The 20,712-nt window shown below is 75.4% G+C and carries 20 protein-coding genes; 16 read left to right on the forward strand and 4 right to left on the reverse strand.

The window, feature by feature from the left end; all coding sequences use genetic code 11:
- The first annotated feature begins 189 nt into the window (after window positions 1–189).
- Genes AB6N23_RS10605 through AB6N23_RS10615 form a run of 3 tightly spaced genes read left to right on the forward strand, consistent with a single transcriptional unit; the run spans window position 190 to window position 3,535 of the window.
- A complete protein-coding gene (locus AB6N23_RS10605) occupies window positions 190–1,776 on the forward strand; it encodes a circularly permuted type 2 ATP-grasp protein (protein ID WP_412866039.1) in 1,587 nt (528 codons plus the stop codon).
- A complete protein-coding gene (locus AB6N23_RS10610; RefSeq protein ID WP_378204829.1) occupies window positions 1,770–2,699 on the forward strand; it encodes an alpha-E domain-containing protein in 930 nt (309 codons plus the stop codon). The genes AB6N23_RS10605 and AB6N23_RS10610 overlap by 7 nt, the downstream gene beginning before the upstream one ends.
- Window positions 2,696–3,535 (forward strand): transglutaminase family protein, encoded by an 840-nt coding sequence (locus tag AB6N23_RS10615; RefSeq protein WP_412866040.1) that lies wholly within the window; start codon window positions 2,696–2,698, stop codon window positions 3,533–3,535. The genes AB6N23_RS10610 and AB6N23_RS10615 overlap by 4 nt, the downstream gene beginning before the upstream one ends.
- A 70-nt stretch (window positions 3,536–3,605) precedes the next feature.
- Here AB6N23_RS10615 and AB6N23_RS10620 read toward each other — a convergent pair whose 3' ends face one another.
- Window positions 3,606–4,406 (reverse strand): maleylpyruvate isomerase family mycothiol-dependent enzyme, encoded by an 801-nt coding sequence (locus AB6N23_RS10620; protein WP_412866041.1) that lies wholly within the window; start codon window positions 4,404–4,406, stop codon window positions 3,606–3,608.
- Window positions 4,407–4,533: 127 nt separating this feature from the next.
- Here AB6N23_RS10620 and lepA point away from each other — a divergent pair, with 127 nt between their 5' ends.
- Together lepA and hemW are read left to right on the forward strand one after the other, a co-directional pair.
- Window positions 4,534–6,423, forward strand: a complete 1,890-nt coding sequence (gene lepA, locus AB6N23_RS10625) for a translation elongation factor 4 (RefSeq protein WP_412866042.1) — start codon at window positions 4,534–4,536, stop codon at window positions 6,421–6,423.
- Window positions 6,424–6,433: 10 nt separating this feature from the next.
- Window positions 6,434–7,672, forward strand: a complete 1,239-nt coding sequence (hemW, locus tag AB6N23_RS10630) for a radical SAM family heme chaperone HemW (RefSeq protein ID WP_412866043.1) — start codon at window positions 6,434–6,436, stop codon at window positions 7,670–7,672.
- 59 nt (window positions 7,673–7,731) lie between these two features.
- Here hemW and AB6N23_RS10635 read toward each other — a convergent pair whose 3' ends face one another.
- Together AB6N23_RS10635 and AB6N23_RS10640 are read right to left on the reverse strand one after the other, a co-directional pair.
- Complete coding sequence (locus AB6N23_RS10635) at window positions 7,732–8,097, reverse strand: DUF4870 domain-containing protein (protein WP_412866044.1); 366 nt, start codon at window positions 8,095–8,097, stop codon at window positions 7,732–7,734.
- Complete coding sequence (locus tag AB6N23_RS10640) at window positions 8,094–8,471, reverse strand: DUF4870 domain-containing protein (protein ID WP_412866045.1); 378 nt, start codon at window positions 8,469–8,471, stop codon at window positions 8,094–8,096. The genes AB6N23_RS10635 and AB6N23_RS10640 overlap by 4 nt, the downstream gene beginning before the upstream one ends.
- 189 nt (window positions 8,472–8,660) lie before the next feature.
- On the opposite strand from AB6N23_RS10640, the gene AB6N23_RS10645 reads away from it, so the two are divergent.
- Entirely contained in the window at window positions 8,661–9,674 is a 1,014-nt protein-coding gene (locus AB6N23_RS10645) for a hypothetical protein (RefSeq protein WP_412866046.1), read from the forward strand.
- Between the two features lie 102 nt (window positions 9,675–9,776).
- Here the strand turns inward: AB6N23_RS10645 and AB6N23_RS10650 are convergent, their stop codons facing one another.
- Window positions 9,777–10,634 (reverse strand): DUF3097 domain-containing protein, encoded by an 858-nt coding sequence (locus AB6N23_RS10650; RefSeq protein WP_412866047.1) that lies wholly within the window; start codon window positions 10,632–10,634, stop codon window positions 9,777–9,779.
- A gap of 156 nt (window positions 10,635–10,790) precedes the next feature.
- On the opposite strand from AB6N23_RS10650, the gene hrcA reads away from it, so the two are divergent.
- From hrcA to AB6N23_RS10700, 10 genes are all read left to right on the forward strand, one after another.
- On the forward strand, window positions 10,791–11,810 hold the full coding sequence (gene hrcA, locus AB6N23_RS10655; protein ID WP_412866048.1) for a heat-inducible transcriptional repressor HrcA: 1,020 nt from the start codon (window positions 10,791–10,793) through the stop codon (window positions 11,808–11,810).
- 61 nt (window positions 11,811–11,871) lie between these two features.
- Complete coding sequence (dnaJ, locus tag AB6N23_RS10660) at window positions 11,872–12,996, forward strand: molecular chaperone DnaJ (protein WP_412866049.1); 1,125 nt, start codon at window positions 11,872–11,874, stop codon at window positions 12,994–12,996.
- The gene (locus AB6N23_RS10665) at window positions 12,993–13,751 is read left to right on the forward strand and encodes a 16S rRNA (uracil(1498)-N(3))-methyltransferase (protein ID WP_412866050.1); all 759 of its coding nucleotides are present in this window, start codon (window positions 12,993–12,995) and stop codon (window positions 13,749–13,751) included. The genes dnaJ and AB6N23_RS10665 overlap by 4 nt, the downstream gene beginning before the upstream one ends.
- Window positions 13,752–13,920: 169 nt before the next feature.
- Window positions 13,921–14,925 (forward strand): PhoH family protein, encoded by a 1,005-nt coding sequence (locus AB6N23_RS10670; RefSeq protein ID WP_412866051.1) that lies wholly within the window; start codon window positions 13,921–13,923, stop codon window positions 14,923–14,925.
- Entirely contained in the window at window positions 14,922–15,374 is a 453-nt protein-coding gene (gene ybeY, locus AB6N23_RS10675) for an rRNA maturation RNase YbeY (protein WP_378206179.1), read from the forward strand. The genes AB6N23_RS10670 and ybeY overlap by 4 nt, the downstream gene beginning before the upstream one ends.
- Window positions 15,371–16,708 (forward strand): hemolysin family protein, encoded by a 1,338-nt coding sequence (locus AB6N23_RS10680; protein ID WP_412866052.1) that lies wholly within the window; start codon window positions 15,371–15,373, stop codon window positions 16,706–16,708. The genes ybeY and AB6N23_RS10680 overlap by 4 nt, the downstream gene beginning before the upstream one ends.
- On the forward strand, window positions 16,705–17,622 hold the full coding sequence (gene era, locus AB6N23_RS10685) for a GTPase Era (RefSeq protein ID WP_412866053.1): 918 nt from the start codon (window positions 16,705–16,707) through the stop codon (window positions 17,620–17,622). Before AB6N23_RS10680 ends, era begins: the two co-directional genes overlap by 4 nt.
- 1 nt (window position 17,623) lies before the next feature.
- Window positions 17,624–19,279, forward strand: coding sequence for an alpha/beta hydrolase family protein (locus AB6N23_RS10690; RefSeq protein ID WP_412866054.1), 1,656 nt, complete (start codon window positions 17,624–17,626; stop codon window positions 19,277–19,279).
- Between the two features lie 86 nt (window positions 19,280–19,365).
- On the forward strand, window positions 19,366–20,259 hold the full coding sequence (locus AB6N23_RS10695; protein WP_412866055.1) for a PP2C family protein-serine/threonine phosphatase: 894 nt from the start codon (window positions 19,366–19,368) through the stop codon (window positions 20,257–20,259).
- The coding region (locus AB6N23_RS10700) for a hypothetical protein (protein WP_412866056.1) at window positions 20,256–20,712 on the forward strand (457 nt) is incomplete at its 3' end. The genes AB6N23_RS10695 and AB6N23_RS10700, both read left to right, overlap by 4 nt.

Below are 20,712 nucleotides of genomic sequence, written 5' to 3' on the forward strand. Positions count from 1 at the left end.
GAACCAGCCGGCGGTGCCGACGGCGAGGACCGTCACGGCGGCGACAGACGCGTACTGCGCTGTGCGCGTGGCACGCCCGCGGCCTGCGTCGACGCGCGCGCCCCGTCGGGCGTACCCCGTCGGGCGCGCCCGGGCGGGCGCCGTCCCCTCGTAACGCGTCGTTGACACGGCAGGACTACATTCGCGGCCATGGCGGACCTGTTCGACGACTACCCGGCAGGGGCTGCCTGGGACGAGATGATCGGCCCGGACGGCGAGGTCCGGACGGCGTACCGCAACGTGCACGCGGCCCTCGCGCAGCTGTCCGACGGCGAGCTGCGGGCGCGGGCCGACACGCTGGCCCGCTCGTACCTCACGCAGGGGGTCACCTTCGACTTCGCGGGCGAGGAGCGGCCGTTCCCGCTCGACGTCGTCCCGCGCGTGGTGGGCGGCGACGAGTGGGAGCACGTCGCGCCCGGCGTGCAGCAGCGGGTGCGGGCGCTCGAGGCGTTCCTCGCCGACGTGTACGGGCCGCAGAAGGCCGTCGCCGACGGCGTGGTGCCGCGCTCGGTCGTCGTCTCCTCGACGCACTTCCACCGCGCGGCCCGCGGCATCGAGCCGCCCAACGGGGTCCGCGTGCACGTGTCGGGGATCGACCTCGTGCGCGACTCGCTGGGCGGGTGGCGGGTGCTCGAGGACAACGTGCGCGTGCCGTCGGGCGTCAGCTACGTGCTGAGCAACCGCCGGGCGATGGCGCAGACGTTCCCCGAGCTGTTCGCGACGCTGCGCATCCGGCCCGTCGTCGACTACTCGCGCCGGCTGCTGGCGGCGCTCATCGCCGCGGCCCCGGCGGGCGTCGACGACCCCACGGTCGTCGTCCTCACCCCGGGCGTCTACAACAGCGCGTACTTCGAGCACACGCTGCTCGCGCGGACGATGGGCGTCGAGCTCGTCGAGGGGCGCGACCTGTACTGCTCGGGCGGGCGCGTGTGGATGCGCACCACGCAGGGCCGGCGGCGGGTGGACGTCATCTACCGGCGGGTCGACGACGAGTTCCTCGACCCGGTCGTGTTCCGCTCCGACTCCCTGCTCGGCTGCCCGGGACTGATGACGTGCGCACGCCTGGGCACGGTGACCCTCGCGAACGCCGTCGGCAACGGCGTCGCCGACGACAAGCTGCTCTACACCTACGTCCCCGACCTCATCCGGTACCACCTCGGCGAGGAGCCGGTGCTGCCCAACGTGGACACGTGGCGCCTGGAGGACCCGGGTGCGCTCGAGGAGGTCCTCGACCGGCTCGACGAGCTCGTGGTCAAGCCGGTCGACGGGTCGGGCGGCAAGGGCCTGGTCGTCGGGCCGGCCGCGTCCCGCGCCGAGCTCGACGCCCTGCGGTCCCGCCTGCGCGAGGACCCGCGCGGGTGGATCGCGCAGCCGGTGGTGCAGCTGTCGACCGTGCCGACCCTCGTCGACGAGGGGCTGCGTCCGCGCCATGTCGACCTGCGCCCGTTCGCCGTCAACGACGGCGAGCAGGTGTACGTGCTGCCGGGCGGGCTCACGCGCGTGGCGCTGCCGGAGGGGCAGCTCGTCGTGAACTCGTCGCAGGGCGGCGGCTCGAAGGACACGTGGGTGCTCGGCGGGCGCGTCCCGCGGCGCTCCCGGCAGCAGGCGCAGCACCAGCGCCCGCCGGTCGCGCAGGACGCGTCGGTCCCGATCGACGCGAACCCGCAGGACGCGCGCGTCCAGGTGATGCAGCAACAGCAGCAGCAGCAGCAGGCCGCCGGGGGTGCGACGTGCTGAGCCGCATCGCCGAGTCCCTGTTCTGGATCGGCCGGTACGTCGAGCGGGCGGACGACACCGCGCGCCTGCTCGACGTGCACGTGCAGATCCTCCTCGAGGACCCGTGGGCCGAGGAGGACGCCGCGTGCCGGTCGCTCCTGTCGGTCATGGACCGGCCCGCGCCGCCGCCGGACGTGGAGGTGGGGCGCGAGCACGTCCTCGACGTGCTGGCCTACGACCGGTTCTCCCCGTCCGCGATCGCCGGTGCGCTCGTCTCCGCCCGCGAGAACGCCCGGCGCGCGCGCGAGATCGTGTCGACCGAGCTGTGGGAGTGCCTCAACGCCACCTGGAACCAGCTGCCGACGCACATGCGCCCGACCCGCCCGCACGACTACTTCACGTGGGTGCGTGAGCGGGCCGCGATCGTCGCCGGGATCATGGACGGCACGACGTCGCGGGACGAGACCTGGTCGTTCATGGTGCTCGGCCGGTCGATCGAGCGTGCGGACATGACCGCACGCCTGCTGACGACGCGCGCGCTCGCGGGCTCCGCCGGGCCGGGCTGGACGACGCTGCTGCGCTCGTGCGGCGCCCACGAGGCGTTCCTGCGCACGTACCGCGGCACCGCGCCCGACGAGCGGGCGGCCGGCTTCCTGCTGCTGGACCGCCTCTTCCCGCGCTCGATCGTCTCCGCGCTGAACCAGGCGGAGGCGTGCCTGACCGCGCTGGAGCCGGTGAGCGACCGCGCCGGCATCGACGACGCGCGCCGGCACATCGGCCACGTCCGCTCGAACCTGGAGTACCGCCCGCTCATGGTGATCCTCGACGACCTGCCGCGCGAGATGGAGCTCGTGCAGCGCGCGTGCTCCGCCGCCTCGGACGCGATCCGCGGGCGCTACTTCCCGTCGGGCGCGGAGCTGACGTGGGTGGGGGAGGCGCTGTGAGCCGGCTGCGGATCGTGCACACGTCGGCGTTCCGGTACGCGGAGCCCGTGCAGGCGTCGTACAACGAGGCGCGCGTGACGCCGCTGTCGCAGCCGGGGCAGTCCGTGCTGGCGACGCGGGTCGACGTGCAGCCGCAGACGTGGTCGCACGACTACCGCGACTACTGGGGCACCCACGTCACGGCGTTCGAGGTGCTCGCGCCGCACCGGTCGTTGCTGCTCACGGCGGAGCACGTCGTGGAGGTCGCCGACCGTTCCACGCCGTCGGCGGACGTCGGGTGGGACCTGCTGCGGGGCGCCGAGGTGCGCGACCGGCTCGCGGAGTTCCTCGCCGACGGGGCGACCACCGCCGTGCCGGAGGACGTCGTGGCGCTCGCCCGGGCGGCGGCGGACGGCCGCTCGCCGGCGGCCGCCGCCGAGGCGGTGTGCCGCGCGGTCCGCGAGGAGCTGGAGTACATCCCGGGCGTGACGACGGTGCACACGCCCGCCGCGGAGGCGTGGGTGGCGCGCACCGGCGTGTGCCAGGACATGGCGCACCTCGCGCTCGGCGCCCTGCGGTCGGTCGGCATCCCCGCGCGGTACGTCTCCGGGTACCTGCACCCGGACACCGGGGGCGAGGTGGGACGCACCGTGAGCGGCGAGTCGCACGCGTGGGTCGAGTGGTGGACGGGCGAGTGGTACGGGTTCGACCCCACCAACCGGGTCGCCGTGGGCGACCGGCACGTCGTGCTGGGCCGGGGGCGGTCGTACGACGACGTGCCGCCGCTGCGCGGCATCTACGCGGGTCCGCAGACGGAGGACCTCGTGGTGGAGGTCCGCATCACGCGGGAGGCGTGAGGCCGCGGCGCACCGCCCTGCCGTCACGGCGGGGCGCGCGTCACGGCACGGCACGGGTCAGCGCACGCGCTCACGGGACGAGGCGCGAGCCGAGCAGGACGTCGAGCGCCGCCCGGTCGCCGCGCACCCGCAGCCGCGCGTCGTCCAATGTCGTGCGCCGCCACAGCAGCAGCGCCAGGTCCTGCGCCGGCCCGCTGACGACGACGTCGGGTCCTGCACCGTCCGGCCCTGCACCGTCGAGCCCGGCCCCGCCGAGGGTCCAGGAGCGGCCGGCGTCGTCGGCGTCGACGCGCACGCGCACCGCGAGCGGCGGGGTGCGCCCCAGCCGCACCTGCCGCGGCTGCATCACCGTGACCAGCTCGTCGACCGTGTCGGCCCACAGCGCGGGGGCGGGCGCGCCCGCGACCGGTGCCGGGCCGGGGAGCGCGGCGGCCCGCCGGAGGTCGACCAGGTGCACCAGCGTCTCGTGCACCTGACGACGGTGCCAGAAGGCCGCGGGGCCCGGGCCGAGCAGCGTGCTCGAGGGCGCACCGGGGTCCACCGCCGCGAGCGTGGCCCGCAGCTCGGCCGCGCAGCGCGCGTAGAGCTCGTCCAGCACGAACGGCCCGCGCCCGAGGGGGACCTCGCGCCGGCGTGCCGCCTCCGCCGCCGCCCAGTGGTGGATGCGTGCCAGGTGCACGACGAGGCTGCGCACGCGCCACCGGCCGCACCACGGCACCCGCGCCTGCGGGTCGGCGCGGCGGACGCCGTCGAGGAAGGCCTCCTGCAGGTGCGCGAGGACGTCGAGGTACGTGGCGTCGCAGCCCGGCGCGTGCACCGGCGGTCCGTCGGGTCCCGCGGGGACCGGTGGGGCCGACACGTCGCTGGTCATGGGAGCATGGTGGTACCGACCCGCGACCGCCCACCAGGGCCGAGCCGTCCCCGTCGGAGCCGACCGAGAACGACAGACCTCCGGCGCCGTCCACCGGCGCCCCCACGACCCGGGAGCCTGAGAGCGCGTGTCCCCGATCCCGAGCGCCGCCGCCGCGGCACGCATCGCCCCGGCGGCCACGACGCCCGAGCTGCTGCGCAACTTCTGCATCATCGCGCACATCGACCACGGGAAGTCGACCCTCGCCGACCGGATGCTGCAGCTCACCGGCGTCGTCGAGGCGCGTGCCATGCGCGCGCAGTACCTCGACCGCATGGACATCGAGCGCGAGCGCGGCATCACGATCAAGTCGCAGGCCGTCCGCATGCCGTGGGAGGTCGACGGCACGCCGTACGCCCTCAACATGATCGACACCCCCGGGCACGTCGACTTCACGTACGAGGTCTCGCGGTCGCTCGCCGCCTGCGAGGGTGCCGTGCTGCTGGTCGACGCCGCCCAGGGCATCGAGGCGCAGACGCTCGCGAACCTCTACCTCGCGCTCGAGAACGACCTGCAGATCATCCCGGTGCTCAACAAGATCGACCTGCCGGCGGCGCAGCCCGAGAAGTACGCGGAGGAGCTCGCCGGCCTCGTCGGCGGCGACCCGGAGGACGTCATGCGCGTCTCCGGCAAGACGGGCGAGGGCGTCGAGGCGCTGCTGGACCGCATCGTGCGCACCGTGCCGGCCCCCGTCGGCGACGCCGCGGCGCCGGCCCGCGCGATGATCTTCGACTCCGTCTACGACACCTACCGCGGCGTCGTGACGTACGTGCGGGTCGTCGACGGCCACCTCGACCCGCGCGAGCGCATCGCGATGATGTCGACGCGCGCGACCCACGAGCTGCTCGAGATCGGCGTCATCTCGCCCGAGCCCGTGCCCACCAAGGGGCTCGGCGTCGGCGAGGTCGGCTACCTGATCACGGGCGTGAAGGACGTGCGCCAGTCGAAGGTCGGCGACACGGTGACGAACTCCGCCAAGCCGGCCTCCGACCCGCTCGGCGGCTACTCCGACCCGAAGCCGATGGTGTTCTCGGGGCTGTACCCGATCGACGGCACCGACTACCCGGTGCTGCGCGACGCGCTCGACAAGCTCAAGCTCAACGACGCCGCGCTGAACTACGAGCCCGAGACCTCCGTCGCGCTCGGGTTCGGCTTCCGCGTCGGGTTCCTCGGCCTGCTGCACCTCGAGATCATCCGGGAGCGGCTGGAGCGCGAGTTCGACCTCGACCTCATCTCCACGGCGCCGAACGTCGTCTACGACGTGGTGCTCGAGGACCGCACCGAGGTCCGCGTGACGAACCCGAGCGAGTTCCCCGGCGGCAAGATCCGCGAGGTGCACGAGCCGGTCGTCAAGGCGACGATCCTCGCGCCCAGCGAGTTCATCGGCGCGATCATGGAGCTCTGCCAGGGCAAGCGCGGCGACCTGCAGGGCATGGACTACCTGTCCGAGGACCGCGTCGAGATGCGCTACGTGCTGCCGCTCGCCGAGATCGTGTACGACTTCTTCGACCAGCTGAAGTCGCGCACGCGCGGCTACGCGAGCCTGGACTACGAGCCGGTCGGCGACCAGGTCGCCGACCTGGTGAAGGTCGACATCCTGCTGCAGGGCGAGCAGGTCGACGCCTTCAGCTCGATCGTGCACAAGGACAAGGCGTACGCGTACGGCGTCATGATGACGGCGAAGCTCAAGGACCTCATCCCGCGCCAGCAGTTCGAGGTGCCGATCCAGGCGGCGATCGGCTCGCGGATCATCGCGCGCGAGACGATCCGCGCGATCCGCAAGGACGTGCTCGCCAAGTGCTACGGCGGTGACATCACCCGCAAGCGCAAGCTGCTGGAGAAGCAGAAGGAGGGCAAGAAGCGCATGAAGACCATCGGCCGGGTCGACGTGCCGCAGGAGGCCTTCATCGCCGCGCTGACGTCGGAGGGCGCCGGCTCCAGCGGCGGCCGGGACGCGAAGGACGCGAAGAAGAAGTGACGGTGCGGGCATGAGCCCGGCGCTGCCCGACGGCGACGTCCCGCCGGACGACGGCGGGCTGCCGCCGTCGGTCGTGGCGCGGTCGGCCGGCCGTGCGTTCGGCGTGTACCTGCACGTGCCGTTCTGCGCGGTGCGCTGCGGCTACTGCGACTTCAACACGTACACCGCCACCGAGCTCGGCGGCGGCGCGAGCCTGGCCGCGTACGCCGCGACGGCGCTCGGGGAGATCGCGCTCGCGGACCGCGTGCTGCGCGACGCGGGGCTGCCGGCCCGACCGGTCTCGACGGTGTTCGTCGGCGGCGGCACGCCCACGCTGCTGCCCGTCGACGACCTGGCGCGGCTGCTGGGCGGCGTGCGGGACACGTGGGGCCTGGCGCCCGACGCCGAGGTGACCACCGAGGCGAACCCGGACTCGGTCACGCCGGACGGCCTGCGGCGCCTCGCCGCGGCGGGGTTCACGCGCGTGTCGTTCGGCATGCAGTCGGCCGTGCCGCACGTGCTCGCGACGCTCGACCGCACGCACGACCCGCGGCGCGTGCCCGACGTCGTGCGGTGGGCGCGGGACGCGGGGCTGCGGGTCTCGCTCGACCTCATCTACGGCACCCCGGGGGAGTCGCTCGACGACTGGCGGCGCAGCCTCGAGGCGGCGCTCGCCACCGGCGTCGACCACGTGAGCGCGTACGCGCTCGTCGTGGAGGCGGGCACGCGCATGGCCGTCCAGGTGCGCCGCGGCGAGCTGACGCTCCCCGACGAGGACGACCAGGCCGCCAAGTACGAGCTCGCGGACGACCTGCTGACGGCGGCCGGCCTGCAGTGGTACGAGGTCAGCAACTGGGCGCGCACGCCCGCCGACGCCTCCCGGCACAACCTCGGCTACTGGCGCGGCGACGACTGGTGGGGCATCGGCCCGGGGGCGCACAGCCACGTCGGCGGCGTGCGGTGGTGGAACGTCAAGCACCCGCGCGCGTACGCCGACCGGCTCGCGGCGGGGCGGAGCCCGGCGGCGGGCCGCGAGGTGGTCGACGAGACGACGGCCGAGCTCGAGCACGTCATGCTCGGTGTGCGGATCGCGCAGGGGCTGCCCATCGGCGAGCTCGCGCCGACCGCGCGCGCCGCGGTGGCCGGCCTCGTCGCGGACGGGCTCGTCGACCCGCGGGCGGCGCTCGGCCTCGACGGCACGCGCCGCGTCGTGCTCACGCGCCGGGGGCGCCTGCTCGCCGACGCCGTCGTGCGGACGCTCGCGGCCTGACCGGCGTGCGCCGGGCGGTGCCGCCGGGCGCCGCTCGGGCCCGCGTGCTGCGGCCCGCGTCAGCGGACGAGACGGACCGAGACCGGGTACCGGAACCACTCGCCGCGCGAGGCCGCGACGGCGCCGACCACGTGCAGCACGGCGCCCGCGACCAGCACGAGGTACGGCAGGAAGCCGAGCAGGCCGAACGTCAGCACGGCCGCCACGGTCGTGACCATGGCCGTGCCGAGCACCGTGATCTGGAAGTTGAGCGACTCCTTGGCGTGGTGCTCGACGTACGGGCCGCGCCCGCGCAGCACGAGCCAGATGACGAGCGGGGCGACGAACGACACGAGGAGCGGCAGCGCGTGCGCGAGCACGGCCCACGTCCGCTCGTCCTCGGGACGCAGGGGCGGGCCGACCGGGGGCGCGGGGTAGCCGCTCACCGGACCAGCTCCAGCGTCATCGGGTACCGGTACGTCCGGCCGCTGCTCACCGCGACGGCCGCGAGCACCGAGAGCACGAGGCTCGCGACGCCGATCGCGACCATCGCGATCCAGCCGACGAACCCGACCAGCGGGAACTCCGCGAGGATCCGCGCGGCCACCAGGGCGACGAGGACGGTCAGCTGGAAGTTGAGCGCCACGAGCGCCTGGTGGGCGACGCCGTGGTCCTTGCCGCGGTGCACGAGCCACACGACGAGGGCCGTGACCCAGCCCACGTAGAAGTAGGCGAGGATCCCGCCGAGGTGCGCGAGGACGGCCCACGTCGCGGCGGGCGTCGAGCGGGCCGGCGGTGCGGCGTACGGGTCGTGCGACACGGGTGCTCCTGAGGTGGGGGCGCCCGGCACGGGTGCGGCCGGACGGGCGATTCGTCCGGGTCGCAGCGTACCGGCGCGGGCGGCGCGGCGGACGCACGGCCGTGCGTCGCCTTGACACCGCTTCCCACGGGTCGGTTCGCTGACCTGCGTGGGCGCACCGTGCGCCCGTCGGACAGGAGACCTGCGCGCATGAGCGAGAACCCCGGCGGCACGCCGCCGCGCGACGACGACGGCAGCGTGCCGCCGCCGCCCGGGCAGGGACAGCCGGGCGGCGCGTACCCGCCCCCCGCGCCGGGGCAGCCGCCGGCGTCGCCCTACGGCCCGCCGCCGGGCGGCGGGTACCCGCCCCCGCCCGGGTACGGCCAGCCGGGGCAGGGCCAGCCGGGACAGGGCCAGCCGGGGTACGGCGCGCCGGGTGGCGCGTACCCGCCGCCGTCCGGCGGGTACGTCCCGCCGGGGCGGCCGTACGGGCAGCCCGGCGCCGCCTACGGCCAGCCCTACGCGGGCGCCCCGCGTCCGCCCGCGGTCGACGTGGGCGCGAGCCTGTCGTGGGCCTTCAGCAAGTTCGGGCAGAACTGGGTCGCGTTCGTGGTGGGCGGGATCGCGTGGGCGGTGGGGATCTTCCTCGTCGTCCTGCTGGCCTCGATCGCGTTCGGCGGCTTCGGTGCGCTGGCGCAGAACGCGGACGGGGGCGCCGGCGCGCTCTCGGCGATCGGCTTCGGCGTGGGCGGCCTCGTGCTCGGTGCGCTGACCGTCCTGCTGTCGGCGCTGTGGCTGGCCGCGTACGTCCGGGCGGCGCTCAAGGTGGCGGACGGCCGTCAGGTGACCGTGGGCGACATGTTCGACCTCTCCCACGCCGGGCCGGTGTTCGTGGTCGGCCTGCTGATGACGGTCGCGTACCTGATCGTGGGCTGGGTGCCGCTCCTCGGCCCGGTGCTGCTGCTCGCGGTCGTGTACCTCGTCTTCTTCGCCGTGCACTTCGTGGTGGACCGCGGGCAGGGCGCGATCGACGCGATCCGCTCGAGCGTGACCGTGCAGTCGCGCGAGATCGGCACGTCGATCCTCGTCGTGCTCGTGGCGTGGCTCGTGTCGGCCGTGGGCGCGGCGCTGTGCGGCGTCGGCGCCCTCGTCGGCACGCCGGTCGCGATCCTCATCTCGGCGTACGCGTTCCGCCGGCTGACGGGCGGCGTCGTCGCCCCCTGACGGGCCCGACGCGCGACGCGACGCCTCGCGACCTGCCCTGCCCTGACGACGACGCCCCCGCCGGTCGGCGGGGGCGTCGTCGCGCCGGGCGGCAGCGGGGCGTCAGGCCGTGACGAAGTCGATGAGCTCCTCGACGCGCCCGAGCAGGCTCGGCTCGAGGTCGGCGTAGCTGCGCACCGACCGCAGGATCCGCACCCACGCGCGGGCGACGTCGGCCTGGTCGTCCGCCGGCCAGCCGAGCTCGCGCAGGATGCCGCGCTTCCACTCGGTGCCGCGCTCGATCGTCGGCCACGCGGTCAGGCCGAGGCGCTCGGGGCGCACCGCCTGCCACACGTCGACGTACGGGTGCCCGAGCACGAGCACCGTGCCCGCGGGCGCGGACCGGACGACCTCGGCGGCGATCCGGCTCTCCTTCGAGCCGGGCACCAGGTGGTCCACGAGCACGCCGATGCGCCGGTCCGCCGTCGGGCGGAAGTCGCGCACCGCGTCGGCGAGGTGGTCGACGCCCTCGAGCAGCTCGACGACGACGCCCTCGACCCGCAGGTCGTCGCCCCACACCTTCTCGACGAGCTCGGCGTCGTGCTTGCCCTCCACCCAGATGCGGCTCCCGCGCGCGACGCGGGCCCGGGCGTCGTGCACGGCGACGGAGCCGGACGCCGTGCGCGTCGGCCGCGCGGGCGCCGCCCGGGTCACGGGCGGGACGAGGACGACGGGCTCGCCGTCCACCCAGAACCCGGGCCCGAGCGTGAACGTGCGCGTACGGCCGCGGCGGTCCTCGAGCACGACCACGTGCTGGCCGCCGGACTTCTCCACGCGCACCACCGCGCCCACCCACCCGGTCTCGACGTCCTCGACGACCAGCCCCGTCTCGGCGGGCTGGTCGCGCGACGTCCGCGCGGGACGGTGGTGCCGGGTCGGGCCGGCGGACAGGACGTCGGGGCCGTAGCGGTCGTGGCTCACGCGGGGCACGCTAGCCGCCCGCCGCGGCGTGCCGTGCCGGCGCCGCGCGGCTCGGCGTAGAATTGGCACTCGCGCTCGTCGAGTGCTACCCGCCGGGGACCGCCTCCCACGGCGGGGAGCACGGGCGCGGACCCGCGACGCACGGGAGGAGGGGCCATGAGCGAGGACCGTCGGCTGGACGTCCTGCGCGCGATCGTCGAGGACTACGTCGCCACGCGCGAGCCCGTGGGCTCGCGCGCGCTCACGGAGCGCCACGCGCTCGGGGTGTCGCCGGCGACGATCCGCAACGACATGGCCGCGCTCGAGGACGCCGGGCTCATCGTGCAGCCGCACACGTCCGCGGGGCGCGTGCCCACCGACCTCGGCTACCGGGTCTTCGTGAACCGGCTCTCGGGCGTCAAGCCGCTGTCCGCGGCCGAGAAGCGGGCGATCGGCACGCTGCTCGAGCAGGCGGTCGACCTCGACGACGTCATCGACCGCGCGGTCCGGCTGCTCGCCCAGCTCACGCAGCAGGTGGCGGTCGTGCAGTACCCGTCGCTGCGGCGCTCGGCGCTGCGGCACGTCGAGTTGGTGCCCGTCGGCGCACGGCACCTGCTGGTCGTCATCATCACCACGACCGGCCGGGTCGAGCAGCGCACGCTCGAGCTGCGGGAGGACGTCGACGAGGCGGTGGTCGCACGCCTGCGCGTCCGGCTCAACGTCGCCGCCGCGGGCCTGCGCCTGCCCGACCTCGACGTCGCCCTCGACGCGCTCGCGGACGAGTTCGCGGCCGACGGCTCGGCGCTCGCCCGCGCGGTCGTGGCCGTGGTGGGCGAGACCCTCGCCCAGGAGCGGGAGGAGCGCGTCGTCGTCGCGGGCGCCTCGCACCTCGCCCGCAGCGCCGGTGCGGACTTCCCGCACACGATCGGCCCCGTCCTCGAGGCGCTGGAGGAGCAGGTCGTGCTCCTGCGCCTGCTCTCGGAGATGGCGGAGGACACCGCCGGCGTGGCGGTGCGCATCGGGCGCGAGACCCAGCACGAAGGGCTCGCGGAGACGAGCATCGTGACGAGCGGCTACGGCGCGGAGGGCGGCGTCGCCGTGCTCGGCTCCGTGGGGCCGCTGCGCATGGACTACCCCGGGACGATGTCGGCGGTGCGGGCCGTGGCCCGTTACCTCACGCGCATCCTCGCCGGCTGACCGGCAGGGCCGACCCCATCCGGACGGGCCCCCGACGAGCAGGAAGCGAAGAGCACCCCACGTGACGGACTACTACGAGATCCTCGGCGTCGCGCGCGACGCCACCCCGGAGCAGGTCAAGAAGGCGTACCGCAAGCTCGCCCGCGAGCTGCACCCCGACGTCGCCGGCTCCGACCCGGCCGCCGAGGAGCGGTTCAAGGACGTCTCGCGCGCCTACGACGTGCTCGGCAACCCCGAGAAGCGGCGCGCGTACGACATGGGCGCCGACCCGGCGTCGCCCGGCGGCGGCATGGGGGGCGGCTTCGGCTTCCAGGACATCTTCGAGACGTTCTTCGGCGCGGCCGGGCCGGGCGCGCCCCGCGGCCCGATGCCGCGCGCGCGGCGCGGTCAGGACGCGCTCGTGCGGCTGGACGTGGACCTGGCGGAGACGACCTTCGGGGCGCACCGCGAGGTGCAGGTCGACACGGCCGTGCTCTGCCCCACGTGCGGCGGCACGTGCTGCCGCCCCGGCACGTCGCCGCGCACCTGCGAGGTCTGCGGCGGCCGCGGGTCCGTGCAGCGCGTCGCGCGGTCGTTCCTCGGCCAGGTCATGACGACGCAGCCGTGCGCCGCGTGCCACGGCTTCGGCACCGTCATCCCCGAGCCGTGCACCGAGTGCGCCGGCGAGGGCCGCGTCCGCTCGCGCCGCACCCTGTCGGTGGACGTGCCCGCGGGAGTCGACACCGGCACGCGCATCAAGCTCACCGGCCAGGGCGAGGTCGGTCCCGCCGGCGGCCCGGCCGGCGACGTCTACCTCGAGATCCGCGAGCGCCGGCACGACACGTTCGTGCGCAAGGGCGACGACCTGCACGCGACCCTCGAGGTGCCGATGACGGCGGCGGCGCTCGGCACGGTGCTCAGCATGGAGACCCTCGACGGCCCGCGCGAGGTCGACCTGCGGCCGGGCACGCAGCCCGGTCAGGTCGTCACGCTCAAGGGGCTCGGCGTCGGCCACCTGCACGTCGGCGGCCGCGGCGACCTGCACGTCCACGTCGACGTGCACGTGCCGACGGCGCTCGACGACGAGCAGGCGGAGCTGCTGCGGCGACTCGCCGGGCTGCGCGGCGAGGAGCGCCCCGACGCGCGCCTGTCGGCCGCGAACCCCGGGGTGTTCGCCAAGCTGCGCGACAAGCTCGCGGGCCGGTGAGCGCACCCGTCTTCCTCGTCGAGCCGGGCGCGCTCGCGGCCGTCGCGGCCGGCGGGGAGTTCCTCCTCGACGGCACCGAGGGCCGGCACGCGGGCGTGGTGCAGCGCCGCGCGCCGGGCGAGCGGGTCGACGTCGTGGACGGCGCGGGCGTGCGGCTCGTGGGCACGGTCCGCGCGGTCGGACCCGAGGGGGTGCGCCTCGCGGTCGAGGACGTCGTCGTGGAGGACGAGCCGTCGCCACGGCTCGTGCTGGTGCAGGCCCTCGCCAAGGGCGACCGGGACGAGATGGCGATCGAGGCGGCCACCGAGGTGGGCGCCGACGCGGTGGTGCCGTGGCAGGCGGAGCGGTCGATCGTCGTGTGGCGCGGCGAGCGTGCCGCCAAGAGCCGCGCCCGCTGGGTCGGCACGGTGCGGGCGGCGACCAAGCAGTCCCGCCGGGCGCGGGCGCCCGAGGTCGCGCAGGCGGTCGACGGCGCCGGGCTGCGCGCGCTCGTGCAGCGCACCCGGGAGGCCGGCGGCTGCGCGCTGGTGCTGCACGAGGAGGCGACGACGCCGCTCGCCGAGGTGGTGCTGCCCGCCGCCGGCGACGTGCTCGTCGTCGTGGGGCCGGAGGGCGGCATCGGCGCACGCGAGCTCGACGGGCTGCTCGCGGCCGGCGCCGTCACGGCGCGGCTGGGCCCGCACGTGCTGCGCACGTCCACGGCCGGGCCGGTGGCGCTCGCCCTGCTCGCGCAGCGGCTCGGTCGCTGGGGCTGACCGCCGCTCGCGCGACGCCCGCCGCCGGATCCGCCTCCGGGCAGCGAGTGCGCGCGGCGGCCTCGGTAGGATGGGCCCAGGCCCACGGCGTCCCCGCGCGGCCGGCCGGACGCAGCCGCGCGTCCGGCACGCCGCACGAGCGAAGGAGCGCACGGCGCCCGCCGAGCACATGGCCGACTCCAGCCCCGCACCCCGCGTCCCCGACGAGCCGCACCACGCGCGCGTCGAGCACCGCATCACCGTCCCCGCCGAGGTGTCGATGGTGGAGCTGCTCGGCCTGCGCGACGAGGTGCTGCGCGCCGTCGAGGACGGCTTCCGCACCGTGGACGTGCACGTCCGCGGCAACGAGATCACGCTCGCCGGCCCGGCCGGCGACGTCGGTCTCGTCACCCGCCTCGTCGACGAGCTCGTCGAGATGGCGGTCGCCGGCACCCCGCTGAGCCCCGAGGTCGTCACGCGCTCGGTCGCGATGCTCACCGCCGGCTCCGAGGCGCGGCCCGCCGACGTCCTCACGTTCAACATCCTGTCCACGCGCGGGCGCACGATCCGGCCCAAGACCGCGGGGCAGAAGGAGTACGTCGACGCGATCGAGCGGAACACCGTCACGTTCGGCATCGGTCCCGCCGGCACCGGCAAGACGTACCTCGCGATGGCGAAGGCGGTGCAGTCGCTGCAGGCGCGCCGCGTCAACCGCATCGTCCTGACGCGCCCCGCCGTCGAGGCCGGCGAGCGGCTCGGCTTCCTGCCCGGGACGCTGTCGGAGAAGATCGACCCGTACCTGCGGCCGCTGTACGACGCGCTGCACGACATGGTCGACCCCGAGTCGATCCCGCGGCTGATGGAGGCCGGCACCATCGAGGTCGCGCCCCTCGCGTACATGCGGGGACGGACGCTCAACGACGCGTTCATCATCCTCGACGAGGCGCAGAACACCTCGACGGAGCAGATGAAGATGTTCCTCACCCGCCTGGGGTTCGGCTCGAAGGTCGTCGTCACCGGCGACGTCACGCAGACCGACCTGCCGTCGGGCACGACGTCCGGCCTGCGCGTGGTCGAGAGCATCCTCGGCGACGTCGACGACGTGGCGTTCTGCCGGCTGTCGTCGTCGGACGTCGTCCGGCACCGCCTCGTCGGGCAGATCATCGACGCCTACGCACGGTGGGACCACGCATGAGCATCGAGGTCAGCAACGAGTCCGGCCACGAGGTCGACGAGGCGGAGTTCGCCGCGCTCGGGCGCTACGTGCTCGACGCCATGCACGTGCACCCGCAGGCCGACCTGTTCGTGCGGTTCGTCGACACGCCCACGATGAGCGACCTGCACGTGCGCTGGATGGACGAGCCGGGCCCCACCGACGTGCTGTCGTTCCCCATGGACGAGCTGCGCCCGGGGCGCGAGGGCGAGCCCACGGGCCCCGGCGTGCTCGGCGACGTCGTGCTGTGCCCGGAGGTCGCCGCCACCCAGGCGCGCGCCGCGGGCCACTCGGCGGTGGAGGAGATGCTCCTGCTCACCACCCACGGGATCCTGCACCTCCTCGGCTACGACCACGCCGAGCCGGACGAGGAGAAGGAGATGTTCGCCCTGCAGCGCAGGCTGCTGCTGACGTTCCTGGCGGGCCGATGAGCGACGTGCCCGTCGCCCTCCTCGTCACGGTCGCGGTCGCGGGGATCCTCCTGGCCGCCGCGCTGTCGGCGGGGGAGGTCGCGGTCCTGCGCGTCACGCGCGGCCGCGTCGCCGACCTCGAGGCCGAGCAGCACGGCGCGGCCGCCCGCGTGCGCCGCCTCGTCGAGGACCCCACCCGCGTCGCGCAGGCGGCGTCGTTCGTGCGCCTGCTCGCCGAGATGACGGCGACCGTCTCCATCACGCTCGCGATCAGCGCGGGCAGCCTCTCGTGGTGGGCCACCGCGCTGCTCGCCGTCGCCGCGTGCGCCGTCGTGGCGTTCCTGCTGGTGCGGGTGAGCCCGCGCAGCACCGCACGCCGCCACCCGGTGGGCGTGCTCGCGGCCCTGTCCCGCCTGCTGCTGGTCACCACCGCGCTCGCCGGTGGCGTCGGGCGACGCGCCGTGCCGGCCGGGTCGACCGACGAGGCGGACGACGCCGAGCTGCGCGACATGGTCGAGCGGGTCAGCGAGTCCGAGGCGATCGAGGACGCCGAGCGGGAGATGTTCCGCTCGGTGCTCGAGCTCGGGGACACGCTGACGCGCGAGGTCATGGTGCCCCGAACGGACATGATCACGACGCACGCGGACACCCCGCTGCACAAGGCGCTGGCGCTGCTGCTGCGCTCGGGCTTCTCGCGCGTGCCGGTCGTGGGCGAGTCGGTCGACGACCTCGTCGGCGTCCTCTACCTGAAGGACGTCGTGCGCCGCATCCGCCCGCACGGCGCGCACGACGGCGAGGACCCGCTCGACGCGCCCGCGTCGTCGCTGGCGCGGCCGGCGGTGTTCGTGCCGGAGTCGAAGCCCGTCGACGACCTCCTGCGCGAGCTGCGCGACGGGTCGAGCCACATCGCGCTCGTCGTCGACGAGTACGGCGGCATCGCCGGCCTGGTCACCATCGAGGACGCCCTCGAGGAGATCGTCGGCGAGCTCACCGACGAGCACGACCCCAGCGCGCCCGGCGTCGAGGACCTCGGCGACGGCGCGTACCGGGTGCCCGCGCGCATGGCGCGCGACGAGCTCGGCGAGCTGTTCGGCATCGACGTCGAGGACGAGGACGTCGACACGGCCGCGGGCCTGCTGGCCAAGGCGCTGGGCAAGGTCCCGCTGCCGGGCTCGGAGGCCGAGATCCACGGGCTGCACCTGCAGGCCGACCGCGTCGAGGGTCGACGCAAGCGCCTCGCGACGGTGGTCGTGCGGCGTGCACACGAGCCGGAGGACGACACGGACGCCACCCAGACACCCGCCCGCGGCACCGCCGTGGACCGCGAGCAGCGGCAGCCGGAGGGGGCGCGATGAGCCACCGGTCCGGCTTCGCCTGCCTGGTCGGGCGGCCCAACGCCGGCAAGTCCACGCTGACCAACGCGCTCGTGGGGCAGAAGGTCGCCATCACGTCCGGCCGGCCGCAGACCACGCGGCACGTCGTGCGCGGCATCGTGCACCGCGAGGACGCCCAGCTCGTGCTGGTCGACACCCCCGGGCTGCACCGCCCGCGCACGCTGCTGGGCGAGCGGCTCAACGACCTCGTGCGCGACACGCTGACCGAGGTCGACGTCGTCGGGTTCTGCCTCCCGGCCGACCAGAAGATCGGCCCGGGCGACCGCTACATCGCCGAGCAGCTCGCGCACCTCGCGCCCGAGGGCCGGCCCGGCACGCCCGTCGTCGCGATCGTCACGAAGACGGACCTCGTGCCGCGCGGTCGCCTCGCGGAGCACCTGATCGCGGTCGACCAGCTGGGCACCTGGGCGGACATCGTCCCGGTGTCGGCGCAGGGCGGCTACCAGGTCGACGTGCTCACCGACGTGCTGGTGTCGCACCTGCCGGAGGGGCCCGCGCTGTACCCCGAGGGCGAGCTGACGGACGAGCCGGAGCACGTCATGGTCGCAGAGCTCGTGCGCGAGGCCGCGCTCGAGGGCGTCCGCGACGAGCTCCCGCACTCGCTCGCGGTCGTCGTCGACGAGATCGTGCCGCGCGAGCGGCCGTCCGCCGACGGCGCGCCGATGCTCGACGTCCGCGTGCACCTGTTCGTCGAGCGCGACAGCCAGAAGGCGATCGTCATCGGCCGTGCCGGCGCCCGCCTGCGCGACGTCGGCACGCGCGCCCGCACGCAGATCGAGGCGCTCCTCGGCGCGCGCGTGTTCCTCGACCTGCACGTGAAGGTCGCGAAGGACTGGCAGCGGGACCCCAAGCAGCTCGGTCGGCTGGGCTTCTGACGTGCTGCTGAGCGCCTCGGGCGCCTGGCGCCGGCTGACGCACGCGGCGCGCCGGGCGACGACGAGCACCAGCCGGCTGTCGTCGGCGTACCGGCTGGTCGCGAGCGTCGCGCTGGGCAGCGTGCTGCTGGCGGTCGTCGGCGCCGCGCTCGGCCCGAGCTGGTCGCCCGCGCCGATGACGGAGACGGTGCGCGTCGAGTCGACGTCGACGGCGATCGGCGGCGCGCCGACGCTCGAGCGCCACGACGTCCGCACGGAGGTCGTCCAGGTGGCGCTCGACGGCGCGACCGTCCAGGCGCGGCTCAGCCTGCCCGTCGGGGTCGACGGGCCCGTGCCGGGCGTCGTGTTCGTGCACGGGGCGGGCACGGGACGGTTCACGCAGGCGTTCGTCGCGCAGGCGCACGCGCTCGCCGCGTCGGGCGTCGCGGCGCTCGTGCCCGACAAGCGCCTCGACACCTACACGACGCGGCACCGTGACTACGTCGCGATGGCGGCGGACTACGCCCGCTCGGTGGCGGTGCTGCGCGACCGGCCGGAGGTCGACCCCGACCGGGTCGGCGTCTACGCCGAGAGCGAGGGCGCCTGGATCGCCCCCGTCATGGCGGCCGACGACCCGGACCTCGCGTTCGTCACGCTCGTCTCCGCGCCGGTCGTGCCGCCGCGGCAGCAGGCCGCGTTCGCCACGGACGCGTACCTGCGCAACACGCAGGTGCCGCACGGCGTGTTCCGCGCGATCCCGCGCGCGGTGGGCATGTCGATGCCCGGCGGCGGGTTCGAGTACGTCGACTTCGACGTCCGCCCGTACCAGCAGCGCATGCACCAGCCGGTGCTCCTCGTGTACGGCACGGGGGACGCGTCGATGCCGATCGTGCAGGGCGCGCTGGAGGTCCGCTCGGACGTCGCCGCGGCCGGCAACGCGGCGGTGACGGTGCGCTACTACGAGGGTGCGAACCACGGCATCCGCGTCGACGGCGAGGTCGTGCCCGCCTTCCTCGACGACCTCGCCGGATGGGTGCTGGGTCTGCCCGGCACGGCGGAGGCCGCGCCGCGGACCGCCGGGGCGCAGCCCACGCAGCCGTACGTCGCGGCACCCGTGCCCGAGCCGGGGTGGCTGCGCGACGGCACGGTCATGGTCGCGCTGGTCGTCGTCGCGCTCGCGGTGCTGGCGCTCGCCGGGCTCTCGGTCGCGGCGTCCCGCGGCGCGCACGGCGTCGCGGCCCTCGCGCGCCACGGTCGGGGCGTCCGGGGCGACCGTGCGCGGCCGGCGGGCGGCACGGACGACGGTGCAGCCGTCCCGGCCGAGGCCGGCCACCGGTTCGCACCCGGGGTCGCGCTGCGGCTCGGGGTCCTCGCGACCACCACCACGCTCACCGTCGTCGCGATGGTCTGGTACCTGCTCGCGGTCGCACGCCTCGCGCTCGACTACGAGCGCAACGCGTGGGTCGTGCAGGGCGGGTGGCTCGTCGTGCGCCTGCTCGGCGTGGCCGCGGTCGTCGCCGCCGTCGCGCTGGCGCGGCGCTCGACGTCGGCGCGCGAGGCGGACGTGCCCGTGGCGCCCGGCGTGGTCCGGGCCGTCGCGCTGTGGACGGTCGTCGCGGGCTGTGCCGTGCTGCTCGTCGTGCTCGCGTACTGGGGCGTGTTCCAGCTGGGCATCTGACGTCGGCGTGGTGATGGCACGGCGGGACCCCTCAGGTACGGCACGATGTGCGCCGATGAGGACGACATGCGGGGAAGGGTGGTGCTGTGCGTACGTCGTGGGGATCGGCGACGGACCGCGGCCGCGTCCGTGAGGTGAACGAGGACGCGCTGCTGGCGTACCCCCCGGTCTTCCTCGTGGCGGACGGCATGGGCGGGCACGACGCGGGCGACCTCGCGAGCCGCATCGCGGTCGAGGAGTTCGCGCAGCTCGCGGGGCGGTCGAGCGCCGGGGCCGACGACGTGCACGCGTGCTTCGTGCGGACGTCCGCGCGCATCCGCGACGAGTTCACGGGCGGCCGGCAGGGCGGCACGACCGTCGCGGGCGCCGCGGTCGCGCAGCACGACGGCGGGTCGTACTGGCTCGTGTTCAACGTCGGCGACTCGCGCGTGTACCGCTGGGCGGACGACCGGCTCACGCAGGTGAGCGTCGACCACTCGGTCGTGCAGGAGCTGCTCGAGTCCGGGGAGATCGGGCCCGCGCAGGCGCAGCAGCACCCCGAGCGGCACGTGCTGACCCGCGCGCTGGGCACCGGCGAGCCGCCCGAGCCCGACTTCTGGCTGCTGCCGGCCGGTCCGCGCGACCGCCTCCTGATCTGCACCGACGGCCTCACGCGCGAGCTCGACGACGCCGCGATCGCGGCGGTCCTCGCGGAGGTCGCCCAGCCGCAGGACGCCGCCGCGCGGCTCGTCCGCGAGGCCCTCGCCCACGGCGGCCGCGACAACGTGAGCGCCGTCGTCGTCGACGTCGCCGCCACGGTGACGAGCGCCGACGACCTCCAGGTCACCGCCCCGCGCCCGGCCCCCGGGGACGACCCGTCGGGCTGGGACGAGATGCTCGACGGCGCGACCCTGCCGCGCGCCCCCCGCCTGCCCGACGCGACGCCCGACGACGCCGTCGTGCACCACCGCACCCCGCACGTCCAGGAGGACCGGTCATGAACGACGCGACGCCCGCGCACGAGTACGCCGCGGGGGAGTGGACGGCCGTCGCGGCCGACGGCCTCCTCGCCCTCGTCGCCCCCGGTGCCCGCCCCGACGTCGCGGGCGGGCTGTGGGACGTCGCGCGCGACGGCGGCGACGTGCTGTCCGCGCTCGGCGTGGTGGCGGCGGCCGGCTTCGCCGAGCTGCCGCAGTTCGCGATCGTGACGACGCCCCGGCCCGGTGCGGTGCGCGCGGTGCTCCGCGGCCCCGTCGAGCTGCGGGTGCGGACCGCCGACGGCGAGCAGGTGCTGGCCGCGCGCGAGGACGCCGTGTGGACCGAGCACCGGGCCGAGGACGTCGCGTCGCTCGAGCTGCGCGCCGGCGACGGCGCGAGCGACGGGACGCCCTGGTGGCCCCTGCTGGGCGGGGTCGTGCGCGCGGCGGCCGTGCGGCTCGGGCGGGGCGCCGGCG

This window comes from Cellulomonas pasadenensis, from assembly GCF_047229365.1.
In the GTDB taxonomy this organism is placed as follows: domain Bacteria; phylum Actinomycetota; class Actinomycetes; order Actinomycetales; family Cellulomonadaceae; genus Cellulomonas.

What these genes read in the sequence shown, in the direction of transcription:
- AB6N23_RS10605 (WP_412866039.1), top strand. Translation starts at nt 190, where the DNA reads ATGGCGGACCTGTTCGACGACTACCCGGCAGGGGCTGCCTGGGACGAG.
- AB6N23_RS10620 (WP_412866041.1), bottom strand. Translation starts at nt 4,406, where the DNA reads ATGACCAGCGACGTGTCGGCCCCACCGGTCCCCGCGGGACCCGACGGA.
- hemW (WP_412866043.1), top strand. Translation starts at nt 6,434, where the DNA reads ATGAGCCCGGCGCTGCCCGACGGCGACGTCCCGCCGGACGACGGCGGG.
- AB6N23_RS10645 (WP_412866046.1), top strand. Translation starts at nt 8,661, where the DNA reads ATGAGCGAGAACCCCGGCGGCACGCCGCCGCGCGACGACGACGGCAGC.
- hrcA (WP_412866048.1), top strand. Translation starts at nt 10,791, where the DNA reads ATGAGCGAGGACCGTCGGCTGGACGTCCTGCGCGCGATCGTCGAGGAC.
- AB6N23_RS10670 (WP_412866051.1), top strand. Translation starts at nt 13,921, where the DNA reads ATGGCCGACTCCAGCCCCGCACCCCGCGTCCCCGACGAGCCGCACCAC.
- ybeY (WP_378206179.1), top strand. Translation starts at nt 14,922, where the DNA reads ATGAGCATCGAGGTCAGCAACGAGTCCGGCCACGAGGTCGACGAGGCG.
- AB6N23_RS10680 (WP_412866052.1), top strand. Translation starts at nt 15,371, where the DNA reads ATGAGCGACGTGCCCGTCGCCCTCCTCGTCACGGTCGCGGTCGCGGGG.
- era (WP_412866053.1), top strand. Translation starts at nt 16,705, where the DNA reads ATGAGCCACCGGTCCGGCTTCGCCTGCCTGGTCGGGCGGCCCAACGCC.